11 protein-coding genes are annotated in these 13,325 nt (G+C 35.5%); 8 read left to right on the plus strand and 3 right to left on the minus strand.

Annotated elements, in window-relative coordinates; translation table 11 throughout:
* Positions 1–75 precede the first annotated feature (75 nt).
* The 3 genes from HQN85_RS01385 to HQN85_RS01395 all read right to left on the minus strand — a co-directional run bounded on the left by HQN85_RS01385 (position 76) and on the right by HQN85_RS01395 (position 3,347).
* On the minus strand, positions 76–393 hold the full coding sequence (locus HQN85_RS01385; RefSeq protein ID WP_173268557.1) for an HPF/RaiA family ribosome-associated protein: 318 nt from the start codon (positions 391–393) through the stop codon (positions 76–78).
* Between the two features lie 222 nt (positions 394–615).
* Positions 616–2,391 carry an aminopeptidase P family protein gene (locus tag HQN85_RS01390; RefSeq protein ID WP_173268558.1) on the minus strand — a complete coding sequence of 592 codons (1,776 nt, stop codon included), beginning with the start codon at positions 2,389–2,391 and terminating at the stop codon, positions 616–618.
* 74 nt (positions 2,392–2,465) lie between these two features.
* Positions 2,466–3,347, minus strand: a complete 882-nt coding sequence (locus tag HQN85_RS01395) for an AraC family transcriptional regulator (protein WP_173268559.1) — start codon at positions 3,345–3,347, stop codon at positions 2,466–2,468.
* A gap of 226 nt (positions 3,348–3,573) precedes the next feature.
* On the opposite strand from HQN85_RS01395, the gene HQN85_RS01400 reads away from it, so the two are divergent.
* From HQN85_RS01400 to HQN85_RS01435, 8 genes are all read left to right on the plus strand, one after another.
* Entirely contained in the window at positions 3,574–4,491 is a 918-nt protein-coding gene (locus HQN85_RS01400) for a dihydrodipicolinate synthase family protein (protein ID WP_173268560.1), read from the plus strand.
* A 10-nt stretch (positions 4,492–4,501) separates the two neighbouring features.
* A complete protein-coding gene (locus HQN85_RS01405) occupies positions 4,502–5,986 on the plus strand; it encodes an aldehyde dehydrogenase (NADP(+)) (protein WP_173268561.1) in 1,485 nt (494 codons plus the stop codon).
* Positions 5,983–6,981, plus strand: a complete 999-nt coding sequence (locus HQN85_RS01410) for a 4-hydroxyproline epimerase (RefSeq protein WP_173268562.1) — start codon at positions 5,983–5,985, stop codon at positions 6,979–6,981. The genes HQN85_RS01405 and HQN85_RS01410 overlap by 4 nt, the downstream gene beginning before the upstream one ends.
* 39 nt (positions 6,982–7,020) lie before the next feature.
* Positions 7,021–8,289 (plus strand): NAD(P)/FAD-dependent oxidoreductase, encoded by a 1,269-nt coding sequence (locus HQN85_RS01415; protein ID WP_173268563.1) that lies wholly within the window; start codon positions 7,021–7,023, stop codon positions 8,287–8,289.
* A gap of 97 nt (positions 8,290–8,386) precedes the next feature.
* Positions 8,387–8,815 carry an RrF2 family transcriptional regulator gene (locus HQN85_RS01420; protein WP_173268564.1) on the plus strand — a complete coding sequence of 143 codons (429 nt, stop codon included), beginning with the start codon at positions 8,387–8,389 and terminating at the stop codon, positions 8,813–8,815.
* 147 nt (positions 8,816–8,962) lie between these two features.
* Entirely contained in the window at positions 8,963–11,056 is a 2,094-nt protein-coding gene (locus tag HQN85_RS01425; RefSeq protein ID WP_173268565.1) for a HEPN domain-containing protein, read from the plus strand.
* Positions 11,053–11,829 carry a uroporphyrinogen-III C-methyltransferase gene (gene cobA / locus HQN85_RS01430; RefSeq protein ID WP_173268566.1) on the plus strand — a complete coding sequence of 259 codons (777 nt, stop codon included), beginning with the start codon at positions 11,053–11,055 and terminating at the stop codon, positions 11,827–11,829. The genes HQN85_RS01425 and cobA overlap by 4 nt, the downstream gene beginning before the upstream one ends.
* Positions 11,813–13,324: a TSUP family transporter gene (locus HQN85_RS01435; RefSeq protein WP_173268567.1), complete on the plus strand. Its 1,512-nt coding sequence runs from the start codon at positions 11,813–11,815 to the stop codon at positions 13,322–13,324. The genes cobA and HQN85_RS01435 overlap by 17 nt, the downstream gene beginning before the upstream one ends.
* The last annotated feature ends 1 nt before the right edge of the window (position 13,325 follow it).

Raw genomic sequence — 13,325 nt, forward strand, 5'->3', positions numbered from 1 at the left:
GAATGCCTAGCAAACAAAAAAAAGACCGAATAAATCGGTCTTTTTTGTATCTATAATTGTAAATAGGAATTCGTTTTAAACCTTCGCCTGCAATTTACTGATTACAGTAGTTAAAGCATGTTTCAATTTCTCAGTTGCACCTTTTAAAGCAAGGTCATACGTATCACCTAAATCGCTGGCTACGATAGGTTGTTTTCCTTCAAATCTAGCTTCTAGAAAGCATTTTTTATCATTCACACCACCTTTACTTCCATTTTCGTCGCTCAAGTGGACTTCTATACGGCTGATGTGTTCGCTATATCTTTCTAAATCTTTGTTTAATTTCTCAGTAATCTGCGATTCGTATTCGCTATGTATCGTCAAGTTTTTGTCGGCGTTCAGTTGAATAATCATATATAATTAGTTTTTGTGATTAATAATACTACAATAACAGCAATATAGTTGGGATGTTTTTATCATAAGTGAAAAGCCTAATGATTAAACCTAAAACCCTCATTGATAGTGAGTAAAAAGTGCATTAAGATTCCCACCTGCGTGGGAATGACGCAAATTCCAAAATAAATTCATTAACGATTTTTAAATTTTCTTTTTGATACAGTCTTTTAGAGGTAGGCGCTACAATTCACTGGTCATCTTTCCTAAAAACACTTTTTCTTCTTCATTTAAAAAAGGACTTAATTTGGCATACACATTAGCATGGTAGGTGTTTAACCAATCGATATGTGCTTTTTCTAATAATTCTTTTTTAACTAATGTAGTGTCAATTGGTGCAAGTGTTAAGGTTTCAAAAGCGTAAAACTCATTAAACTCATTGGTTTGGTCGGCAATGGTTAATACTAAATTTTCTATACGAATACCATGTTTGCCAGAACGGTAAATGCCAGGCTCGATAGAAGTAATCATACCTAATTCTACGGGAATAGGAGTTGCAGTAGCATTAAAGATTTGGGGTCCTTCATGTACGTTTAAGAAATAACCTACACCATGACCTGTTCCGTGACCATAATTTAAAGCATAATCCCACATTGGTCTGCGTGTAATGGCATCAATCTGATAACCACAAGTGCCCTTTGGAAAACGAGTTTTACAACCTTCAATCATTGCTTTTAACACTAAGGTATAATCAATTCTCTCTTCTTCAGTGTTATTTCCCATTGGAAGCACACGTGTGATATCGGTAGTTCCATAACGATACTGACCGCCCGAATCCACTAAAAATAAGCCGTCTGATTGGATGGCTACATCACTTTCTGCTGAAGCTGCATAGTGAGGCAAAGCACCATGTGACTTATAGCCAGCAATAGTGTTAAAACTTTCACCTATAAAACCATTTTGATTAGCTCTAAATGCTTTCAATTGAGCAGCAGCAGATAATTCTGTAATTTCTGTTTTGCCAATGGTATCCTTTACCCATTTTAAGAATTGTGTAATTGCAACACCGTCTTTAATCATTGCCCGACGTGTATTGGCAACTTCTATTTCATTTTTTACTGCTTTTAATTGTGTAGAAGGATTAGTTTCTAATATACGCTTAACAGAGGTAGGGATAAGTTTATATAATGCAAAACAGTTGCGCTTTGGATCAATTAATATTGAACTTTCAGCTGGTAAAAATTTTAAATCATTGGCAATAGAGTCGTAAGCCAAAATCTCTACACCACTTTTTGCTAAACTAGCTTTATCTGCTGCATTTAATTTATCATGTTGAATGTACAAAGTAGCCTGATTTTCAGAAATCAATGCAAAACTTAAAACTACAGGATTATAGCTTACATCAGCTCCGCGAATATTAAATAACCATGCTAAATCATCTAACGAGGAGATTAAATGGTATTCTGCATGATGTTTTTTTAAGGCTTCTCTAACTTTTTCTAGCTTTGAACTAACCGACTGGCCAATACATTCATCAGCTACTAAAAATGCTGGATGAGTAGGTAAGGCTGGTCTGTTTTCCCAAATTGGGCTTAGGTAATCTTTGTGTTGAAAATTAATTTGTTTGTAGGCCAGCTCTTTGTGCAAAAGCTCTCCCAATAGGATAGAAACCAGTTTCTCATCAAAGCCAATAATAGCGCCTTTTGGTAAAGTTTCGCCAAGCCATTGGATATATTCTGGATTACCTTGGATTTTAAGTTTTACCAATTCAAAACCGCTATCTTTTAATTGCTCTTCCGCTTGTTCGAAATACCTGAAATCTGCCCATAAACCTGCAAAATCTTGTGTAATTACTACTGTACTTACAGAGCCTTTAAAGCCTGTTGTGAAAGTAATGCACTTGTAATGATCAGGTAAATATTCACTAATATGAGGGTCTGCAGAAGGAATAATGTAAGCAGCTACACCGTCAGTTTTCATTTGTTGACGGATGGCATTCAATTTTTCAGGATAAGTCATGTGCAAATGTGATAAAGAAATAGGAAATGAAGAAATTGTTTAATCATTTCATTGTTAATTGTTAAATACTAGTACTAAACTTTAAGATTTTTAAAATAATGATTGAGATATGTTTTAGGCGCTTCGCCTTTAACAGATTTAAATACCCTATTAAAATTGGTCACGCTATTAAAACCGCAGGTGTACACCACTGTTGCAATATTTTCAAATTTGCCACTGGTTAATTTCTTGCATGCCTCATTAATTCGTAATTCATTTAAAAAGGAAACGAAGGTTTGTCGAGTGTGCCTTTTAAAATATCTACAAAATGCTTGTGGCGTCATGTGGGCTTCTGCTGCAACTTCTTCCAAACTAATTTGACGTTCGTAATGTTGCATCAAGTAATTAAATATGTTCCCAATGCGTATACCCTCACTTTCAGAAAAGCTAGCCATTTTTGCAGTGGACAAGGTTTCTCCTTGATTTCCAATTTGATAAAGCGTTTGTAATAAGTCTAAAAATTTAATAATAACTTCTTGATTTTTAGCATACTGTACACTTAGCATGCGTTGGATAATACTTTCGGTATGTGATTCTGGAATTTTATAGCCACTTTGTTTTTGCTGTAAAAATGAAAGTAGCAATTGCATTTCAGGCAAGGCCAAAATAGGAGCTAATTTCCCATTGGGATCAAAGAAAATCATCAATGCCTGAATTTTTAAATCACTTCCTTCTTCAAAATATTCTGGATTGCTTTTAAACAAATGAGGTTGGTTTGCGCCTAATAAATAAATATCGTTCTTTCTAAACGCATGCATATTATTGTCCACTACTAGCGTTCCTTCGCCTTCTTTTATCCAGATTAATTGAGCTTCCTTATGGCGATGTAAATAAGGGTAAAAATGCGCCATATTATCTTCTTGTACAATAATTGTACGATCATGGGCTACAGGAATAGTGAACTGTAAAACTTTCATTTCAATGAATTAATCTAATATTAACTTAATTAATGAGTTAAAATAAATTATTAGGTTAAAATAAGATAAATTAAATCAATTATTTACGCTAGGTAGAAATAACTTGCTAATATTAGTTCATTCTATTAAGAAATGAACTTTAAAGTTAATATCCGTCTATTATTCATTAAATCTGGTTAAATAAGATAGTCGATCTCCTATTACATTTGACTAAACTAAATTGAATATGAAACATGTTGCTTGGCAAGGCGTTTATCCAGCGCTTTTAACTCCTTTTACAGAAAACGATACGATTGATTATCCTTTATTTCAAAAAAACTTAGATGCTCAATTGGCTGCAGGTGTAGATGGGATTATTATTTGTGGCTCTTTGGGCGAGGCTAGTACCTTGACAAAAGAAGAGAAAGCTGAATTTTTAACCTATACAGTTAAGGCGGTAAATGGTAAAGTTCCTGTAATTATTAATGTAGCCGAGCAAATCACAAGCGTGGCTATTGCTATGGCTCAAGAAGCGGAACAATTAGGTGCTGATGGCATTATGTTATTACCGCCGTTAAAATATAAAGCAGATGATAACGAAGTGGTTACTTATTTTAAAGCCATAGCTTCTGCTATTAAATTGCCTATTTTAATTTATAATAATCCGGTAGATTATGGGATTAAAGTAACGTTGGCAATGTTTGAAGAATTGATGCCTTATGAAAACATTCAGGCAGTAAAAGAAAGTACTCGAGATTTGGCAAATGTGACCAATATGATTAATAAATTTGGTAACAGATTTAAGATTTTAGGTGGAGTTGATACGATTTCTCTAGAGTGTTTAGTATTAGGTGCGGATGGTTTAGTAGCAGGTTTAGTGGATGCTTTTCCAGAAGAAACAGTAGCTATTTACAGATTGGTAAAAGCCAAACGATACGATGAAGCAGTTGCAATTTATAGATGGTTTATGCCGTTGTTAGAATTAGATATTCATCCTAAATTAGTACAGTACATTAAACTCGCTGCAACTGCTGCAGGTATTGGTTCTGAATATGTAAGAGCACCAAGACTTATGGTAAAAGGAGCAGAACGAGAACGTGTAATGAAAATTATAAATGATGCATTAGCAAGTCGCCCTCAATTACCTGATTACTTAAATTTATAAAAGAACATTTATGTATAACGATACCACACAGGCTGAGCTAGATCAAGTGTTAGTAAAAGCTGTAAATGCTTTTCATCAGTATAAAACATTTTCTTTGGCGCAACGTGCAAATTTTATGCGCACCATTGCTCAAGAAATAGAAGCATTAGGAGATGAATTAATTCAAACAGCTATGGCAGAAACCAACTTGCCAGAAGCACGCTTAGTTGGGGAGAGAGCAAGAACTATGTTTCAATTAACAAGTTATGCAGCGGCGGCCGAGCAAGGTAATTGGTTAGAAGCTAGTATCCATACAGCTGTGCCAGACAAAACTCCACCAAAGCCAGATTTACGCAAAATGTTAGTTCCTTTGGGGCCAGTAGTTGTATTTGGTGCTAGTAATTTTCCCTTTGCTTACTCAACTGCAGGTGGAGATACTGCCTGTGCATTTGCTGCGGGTTGCCCGGTAATTGTTAAAGCGCATCCAGCACATGCTCAAACATCTACATTAATGGCTAATGCGATTTTAACAGCTGCAAAGAAATGTAATATGCCCGATGGTATTTTTAGTCATGTTTATGGTGCAGGATTTGAAGTTGGAGAATACTTAGCTAAACACGATGCTGTAAAAGCCATTGGTTTTACCGGGTCTTTTGGTGGGGGAAAAGCACTGTTTGATTGGGCAAACCAACGTAAAAATCCTATTCCTGTTTTTGCAGAAATGGGGAGTGTAAATCCAATCTTTATTTTACCAGAAAAAGTAGAATTAGAATCTGAAAGTTTAGCAAAGCAACTAGCAGGTTCTATTACCTTAGGTATGGGGCAATTTTGCACCAATCCAGGTTTACTCATTACAATAAACAGTGAAGGTTTAGAACGCTTCATCCAACACCTGAAAAGAGAAATAAAAAGTGTAAGCCCTGCAAAAATGTTGCATCAAGGAATTGCTACAAATTACGCAGAAAAGTTAACAAAGGCATTGGCGCAAAAAGGAGTGCAATTGATTTCTCAAACTGATGAAGAAATAGAAGAAGGCAAAGGTTTAATTACTTTAGCAACAACAAATGGGAAAACCTTTTTAGAGAACCCAATTTTGCATCAAGAGGTTTTTGGCCCATATTCTTTGATTGTACAATGTGCAGATGAAAAAGAATTTTTAGAAGTTGCCAAAGCATTAGAAGGACAATTGACAGCTACCTTAATGGCTACGCCAAACGACATTAGAGCACACCAAGATTTGTTAAATTACATACAAGATATTTGCGGACGTTTTATTTTGAATAACGTACCTACAGGTGTGGATGTAAGTTTACCAATGCATCATGGTGGGCCATTTCCTGCAAGTACAGATAGTCGTTTTACATCTGTTGGTGCAGACGGCATTAAACGCTTTGCTCGCCCTTTATCTTATCAAAATTGGGATGATGAGTTTTTGCCAGATGAATTGAAAAACACAAATCCATTGCAAATTTGGAGAACAGTAAATAATGAATTAACCCGCGAACAAATTTCATGAAGAAAACATTTAGCTGTATAGATGCTCACACCTGTGGAAATCCAGTAAGAGTAGTAGCAGGTGGTGGTCCATTATTGGTAGGAAATAGTATGATGGAACGTCGCTTACATTTCATTAAGGAATACGATTGGATTCGCAAAGGATTAATGTTCGAGCCTCGTGGACATGATATGATGAGCGGAAGTATTTTATATCCGCCAATAGATCCAACAAACGATATTGGCGTGTTGTACATTGAAACCAGCGGATGTTTACCCATGTGTGGTCATGGTACAATTGGTACAGTAACTATTGCTATTGAAGAAGGATTAGTCATTCCAAAAGTTCCTGGAAAGTTACGTTTAGAAACTCCAGCTGGTTTAGTTTTGGTAGAATATGTACAAATTGATGGAAAAGTTAAATCCGTAAAACTCATTAACATTAAGTCATTTCTAGCCGCCGAAGGATTAACTGTGGAATGCCCAGAGTTAGGAGAATTAATAGTTGATGTGGCCTACGGTGGGAATTTCTATGCAATTGTAGATCCACAAAAAAACTTTAAAGGCTTAGAGAATTATACTGCAGATCAATTAATTAGTTGGAGTAGAACATGTCGCAAGTTGATGAATCAAAAGTATACTTTTGTACATCCAGAAGATCCGAATATTAATGGATTAAGTCATTTTTTATGGGCAGGAGCGACAATCTCTCCTGAAGCAACAGCTAGAAATGCCGTTTTTTATGGTGATAAAGCGATCGATCGTTCACCTTGTGGTACAGGAACATCGGCCCGTATGGCGCAATGGTTTGCGAAAGGGAAATTAAAAAAAGGTGATCGATTTGTACATGAAAGTATTATTGGTTCTCAATTTATTGGCACGATAGAAGAAGAAACTACTATCAATGGTCAACCAGCAATTGTGCCAGGTATAGAAGGTTGGGCTAAAGTTACAGGGTACAATACCATTTTTATAGATGATGATGATCCATACGCACATGGTTTTCAGGTAATATAGGCTTGATGAAGTAATAATGAACCAGTGACTAATGAACTAATGAACGAATCATCTCTAAAAAATAAAGGCAATATCACGATCATCGGCGCAGGAATTATCGGCTTGTGTTCTGCATATTATCTCACAAAACAAGGTTTTAAAGTAACACTTTTAGATCAAGGTGACTTACTCAACAACTGTTCTTCAGGTAACGCGGGTATGATTGTACCAAGTCACTTCGTTCCTTTAGCAGCACCTGGAATGATTAGCAAAGGTATCAAATGGATGTTCGATAGTAAAAGTCCATTTTATGTGAAACCTTCTTTAAACCCGAAACTGATTTCTTGGGGATTAAAATTCTGGAAATACGCCAACCAACAGCATGTAGATCGTGTTGCAGAACCCTTACGAGATTTACATTTATTGAGTAAAGAATTATATGATGAGCTTGCTAAAGAACCAGAATTGAATTTTGGTCTAGAGAAAAGGGGTATTTTAATGCTGTATAAAAATCAAGCTACAGGTGATGAAGAAATCCATTTGGCTAAAAAAGCACAACAATTAGGGCTAGATGTAGCAATTCTAAATGCCAAAGAAACACAGGATTTAGAGCCAAATACAGAATTAGACATCCTAGGATCAGTGCATTATCGTTGTGATGCACATCTATATCCCAATGATTTGGTAAAACAGTTGATTGCCTATTTAAAAACTAATGGTGCTGAAATCATTACCAATTGTAAGGTTAACGGATTAGAAACTACAAATGGAGAGATTAAAACTATTCATACTTCAAGTGGAGATTTTAGAGCTGATACAGTCGTGATGACAGGCGGTTCTTGGTTGCCAGAATTGGCCCATCAAGCTCATATGAACATTCCAATTATGCCAGGTAAAGGGTATTCTTTTATGGTTGATCCGATTAAGCAAATTCAACATCCAGCCTTGTTATTAGAAGCTAGAGTTGCAGTAACGCCAATGAATGATCAGGTACGTTTTGGTGGCACCATGGAAATTGCACCGATTAATCACAAAGTGAATATGAATAGGGTTCAGGGTATTGTAAATTCTATCCCTCAATATTATCCAGATTACCAAGTTGCTATTCCTCAAATCGATAAAATATGGTATGGTTTCAGACCATGTTCCCCAGACGGTTTGCCTTATATCGGTTATAGTAAAAGATTGAAAAATCTCGTTGTAGCCAGTGGTCATGGGATGATGGGAGTTAGTTTAGCACCCATCACTGGTAAATTAGTTTCAGAATTAATAACAGATGCCAAATTGTCTACACCCATTACTATTTATTCGCCAAACCGATTTAATTAGTGAGTGAATTTGATTATAAATCATCTTTGTTCCTGCTAAAATCACTTCCAATGAATTTTTTTCAAAACTCGCATTTTAATATTAGCTTTGTTTTTATATGCTATCCAAGAAAACAAAGTACGCTATAAAAGCGCTGGTAGTTTTAGGGAAGAACCTATCTCAACCACCAATGCAAATCGCTCGTATCGCAGAGGAAGAGCATATTCCAAAGAAATTTTTAGAACAAATCTTGCTAGATCTCCGCAATGCGGGATATTTATACAGTAAAAAAGGAGCTGGAGGTGGTTATAGCCTAAATAAAAATCCAGAAGATATTTACTTGGTAGATATTTTACGTATTACGGATGGTCCGATTGCAATGGTACCATGTGCCAGTTTAAAATTTTATCACAAATGTGAAGAATGCCATGATGAAGTAACTTGCGGTATTCGTAAGGCATTTATTGATGTTAGAGATGCTAGCTTAAAGGTTTTAAGCGAAACTAGCATAGCTAATATTATCGAAAGAGAAAAGCTACCAGCCTAAATTAAAACACTATTTATCTTGTTGAAAATTATTTTATAAATAAAGTCTACTAATTCTATGTACTTTATATATATTTGCCAAATCATTATTTGTTTTGCTTACAAATAGGTGGTCTAAAGCAAATGATATTTGGCGAAAAATAACTTTATGCAGAGTTTTAGAACAGAATTAGAAAATCCTATTGTAGAAAAAGATATCATCGATCTTGAAAAAAAGATTAATGATTTTCGCTCTGGTAAAATTCACGACGAACGTTTTAGGAGTTTACGCTTAGCTCGTGGTATTTACGGACAAAGACAGTCTGGAGTACAGATGGTTCGTATTAAATTGCCATTTGGTAAGGTAACTTTTAAACAATTTCTGCGCATTGCGGATATTGCTGATGAATATGGAAGTGGAAATTTGCACCTTACAACCCGTCAGGATATACAAATTCACTATGTGAGTTTAGATAGAACGCCAGAACTTTGGGCAAAATTAGAACAAGATGATGTAACGATTAGAGAAGCATGCGGAAATACCGTCCGTAATGTAACCGCATCGCCAACTTCAGGTATAGACCCAGAAGAACCTTTTGATGTTTCGCCTTATGCACATGCCGTATTTGCCTATTTTTTGCGCAATCCTATTTGCCAGGAGATGGGTAGGAAAATCAAAATCTCATTTTCGAGTAGTGATAAGGATACAGCATTTAGTTACATTCATGATTTAGGTTTTATTCCTAAAATAAATGAAAACGGCGAACGTGGCTTTAAAGTTTTATTTGCAGGCGGATTAGGTGCACAACCGTTTTTAGCAGCTCCAATTTATGAGTTTTTGCCAGAAGACCAGTTAATTCCTTTTTCTGAATCGGTGTTAAGAGTTTTTGACCGCTATGGTGAACGTACCAATAGAAATAAAGCTCGTTTAAAATATTTAGTCCAAAAATTAGAGATAGAAGAAGTTTTACATTTGGTTAAAGAAGAACAATTAGCCAACAAAGTAAAAACCTTCAAAATAGATTTAACTGCAGTATCTCAGCCTGTTTTGCCAATAAGTCAAAATTATCCGCCAGTAGAAATTACTAATGAAAACCATTACCAACATTGGTTGGCCACAAATGTATTTGAACAAAAGCAGCGTGGATATTTTGGTGTATATGTAAAAGTGCAAGTAGGCGATATTAAAACTGATAGGGCAAGAGCATTTATCCGTGCTATTGAGCCGTTTGTAGCAGATGAAATAAGAGTTACCCAAAATCAGGGCTTATTATTAAAGTTTGTGGAAGAAAATGCACTTCCATCATTATATAACGCATTATTTACTATCGGTTTTGCTAATGCAGGTTTTGACAGTTTAGCAGACATTACTACTTGCCCAGGTACTGATACCTGTAATCTTGGCATATCAAACAGCATGACTTTAGCAGAAGTCTTAGAGGAAGTGATTTACGAAGATTTTCCGGAGTTTATTTATGAGAAAAATATCAAAATAAAAATTAGCGGCTGTATGAATTCTTGCGGTCAGCATGGTTTGGCCGAAATTGGTTTTCATGGAAGTTCAGTAAAAGCAGAAGGTAAAGTGGTGCCAGCAGTACAAGTTATGTTAGGTGGCGGTACCGTTGGTGATGGAGTAGGTAGAGTAGCCGAACGTGTAATTAAGGTTCCATCAAAAAGGGCAACACAAGTTTTACATTTTATTCTGAATGATTTTAAAGCTAATAATTTGGTTGATGAGAACTTTCATCTGTACTATGATAGAAAGGGGAAAGATCATTTCTACCAGCTATTAAAACCTTTGGCAGATTTAACTACGCTCAAAACAGAAGAATTTGTGGATTGGGGACATGAAGAAGTTTTTCAAACTGCAATTGGTGTTGGGGAATGTGCGGGTGTGGTAATTGATTTGGTTGCGACCTTGTTATTAGAAGCAGAAGAAAAATTTAATTGGGCAAAACAAGCTTTAAATGAGCGTGCCTTTGCTGACGCAATTTACCATGCATATAGTGTATTTGTGAGTGGCGCTAAAGCTTTGTTACTTGATAAAGGCATCAATAGTAGCACTCAAATTGGGGTAATTCGTGAATTTGATAATCATTATGTAACCACTGAAGAATTTGCTTTCGGAACTAGTTTTTCTGATTTGGTTTTAAAAATTAATAAGAACGAACCATCTGCGGCATTTGCACAGGAATATTTGGCCACAGCAAATCAATTTTTAGAACAAGTTAAGGCCGTTAGATCAACAGCATTACTATCATGATAGAGCAAAAAATAAATAAAGAACCAAAAATAACACTTTTAGGTGCAGGTCCTGGAGATCCAGAATTATTAACCTTAAAAGGAGTAAAAGCGCTACAAACTGCCGATGTAGTATTGTATGATGCCTTAACTAACGAAGCTTTGCTAACTTATGCACCTATAAATTCGATTAAGGTTTATGTGGGCAAACGTTCTGGAGAGCATTCGTATGCTCAAGATGCGATTAATAAATTAATGATCGATTACGCTTTAAACTATGGGCATGTAGTGCGTTTAAAAGGTGGAGATCCATTTGTGTTTGGCAGAGGATATGAGGAATTAGATTATGCTGCTTCATATAGCATTCCAGTAAGCGTTATTCCTGGTATTTCGAGTTCTATTGGTGTACCTGGTTTGCAACAAATTCCAGTTACCCATCGTGGTATGAGTGAAAGCTTTTGGGTAATTACAGGTATGACTACATCTGGCGAAATTTCGGAAGATATTTATCAAGCTGCGAATTCAAAAGCAACCGTAATTATATTAATGGGTTTAAAGAAATTGCCTGAGATTGTAGAGATTTTTAAAGCTTCGGGTAAACATAATTTACCTGCTGCAGTAGTGCAAAATGGCTCATCTGAGGATGAAAAACTAGTAGTTGGTACAGTTGATTCAATTCGCGAGATCGTTAAGAAGGAAAAAATTGAAGCACCTGCATTATTAATTTTTGGAGAAGTAGTATCACTTCATCCATCATTTAAATCGTTAATTAAAAACTATGCTTCCATTGCCTAACCTACAAACTGATCATGTGGCTTTTTCTCAACGAGAAGAAGGAAATCAGCTGTTTCCAGTTTTTATAAAACTGAATCAGTTGCGCACATTATTAATTGGTGCAGGTAATATTGGTTTAGAAAAGTTAAAGGCTATTTTAAACAACAGTCAATACGCGAGAGTTACAGTTGTTGCGACTACAGTTTCTTTAGAGTTTAAGGAGCTTTTGGCAAATCATCCTAGTATAAAACTGAAAGAAAAAGGTTTTGATGCTACCGATTTGAATGATATTGATATTGTATTTGCAGCGACTAATAACAATGATTTAAATGAAAAAATCAGATATGCAGCACACGATAGAGGCCTATTAATTAATGTTGCTGATAAACCAGAATTGTGTGATTTTTATTTAGGTTCTATCGTTCAAAAAGGAGATTTAAAGATTGCAATTTCTACCAACGGAAAATCTCCAACAATAGCAAAACGTTTAAAACAAATCTTAAATGAGAGTTTGCCAGCCGAATTAGACACCACATTGCAAAACATGAGTGCGTTGCGCCAAACATTGAATGGTGATTTTGCTGTAAAAGTGAAAAAACTGAACAAGGTTACAGAAAGCTTAATAAATCCTAAAAAAAGCTTTTTGGAAACTAATATTAACAGATTAATATGGTTATCTGTTGTAGTTTTATTGGGTGCTGTAGGTTTGACATTGTGGAATACAGAACCTGAATTCCAATCATTCCTTATTCACATTGATCCATTATTTTACTGGTTTTTAGGAGCAGGATTTGTTTTTGCAATGATAGATGGTGCAATTGGAATGTCGTATGGTGTAACCTCTGCATCTTTCTCATTAGCAATGGGTTTGCCGCCAGCATCAGCCAGCATGGCTATTCATATTTCTGAAGTTTTAAGTAATGGCATAGCCGGATGGATGCACTTTAGAATGGGAAATGTGAACTGGAAACTATTTAAATTATTAATTCTTCCAGCGATAGTTGGGGCGGTTTTAGGCGCTTATTTATTATCATCATTAGAACATTACAGTCAGTACACAAAACCTATTGTAGCAATTTATACGCTCATTTTAGGCGGAATTATTTTAATGAAAGCCTTTAATATCCGAAGAAAAAAAGCAGAAAATAAAATAAAGAAAATTGGGGTTTTAGGTTTTTTTGGAGGATTTATAGATGCAGCCTTCGGTGGCGGATGGGGATCAATTGTACTTTCATCGTTAATTGCAGGTGGTAGACATCCTTTATTTTCTTTAGGAACAGTAAAGATTTCACGTTTTTTTATTGCCACTTTAAGTTCGCTAACATTTTTCACCATGTTAGGTGGTCGTTATTGGGAAGCAGTTTTGGGACTAATTATAGGAAGTGCTTTAGCATCACCAATAGCGGCAAAAGTTTCTAATAAAATTTCTGCAAAAACCATTATGGTAGCGGTAGGTATTATTGTAATGTTGGTGAGTGCGAGAAGTGTAATTCTTTTCATTTTAAAATTGATTTAAG

It is taken from the genome of Pedobacter boryungensis (assembly GCF_013204825.1).
GTDB lineage: Bacteria > Bacteroidota > Bacteroidia > Sphingobacteriales > Sphingobacteriaceae > Pedobacter > Pedobacter boryungensis.

Bases quoted from the DNA above. Each gene is read 5' to 3' on its own strand.
- HQN85_RS01385 (WP_173268557.1), bottom strand. From the start codon at position 393: ATGATTATTCAACTGAACGCCGACAAAAACTTGACGATACATAGCGAA.
- HQN85_RS01390 (WP_173268558.1), bottom strand. From the start codon at position 2,391: ATGACTTATCCTGAAAAATTGAATGCCATCCGTCAACAAATGAAAACT.
- HQN85_RS01395 (WP_173268559.1), bottom strand. From the start codon at position 3,347: ATGAAAGTTTTACAGTTCACTATTCCTGTAGCCCATGATCGTACAATT.
- HQN85_RS01400 (WP_173268560.1), top strand. From the start codon at position 3,574: ATGAAACATGTTGCTTGGCAAGGCGTTTATCCAGCGCTTTTAACTCCT.
- HQN85_RS01405 (WP_173268561.1), top strand. From the start codon at position 4,502: ATGTATAACGATACCACACAGGCTGAGCTAGATCAAGTGTTAGTAAAA.
- HQN85_RS01410 (WP_173268562.1), top strand. From the start codon at position 5,983: ATGAAGAAAACATTTAGCTGTATAGATGCTCACACCTGTGGAAATCCA.
- HQN85_RS01415 (WP_173268563.1), top strand. From the start codon at position 7,021: ATGAACGAATCATCTCTAAAAAATAAAGGCAATATCACGATCATCGGC.
- HQN85_RS01420 (WP_173268564.1), top strand. From the start codon at position 8,387: ATGCTATCCAAGAAAACAAAGTACGCTATAAAAGCGCTGGTAGTTTTA.
- HQN85_RS01425 (WP_173268565.1), top strand. From the start codon at position 8,963: ATGCAGAGTTTTAGAACAGAATTAGAAAATCCTATTGTAGAAAAAGAT.
- cobA (WP_173268566.1), top strand. From the start codon at position 11,053: ATGATAGAGCAAAAAATAAATAAAGAACCAAAAATAACACTTTTAGGT.
- HQN85_RS01435 (WP_173268567.1), top strand. From the start codon at position 11,813: ATGCTTCCATTGCCTAACCTACAAACTGATCATGTGGCTTTTTCTCAA.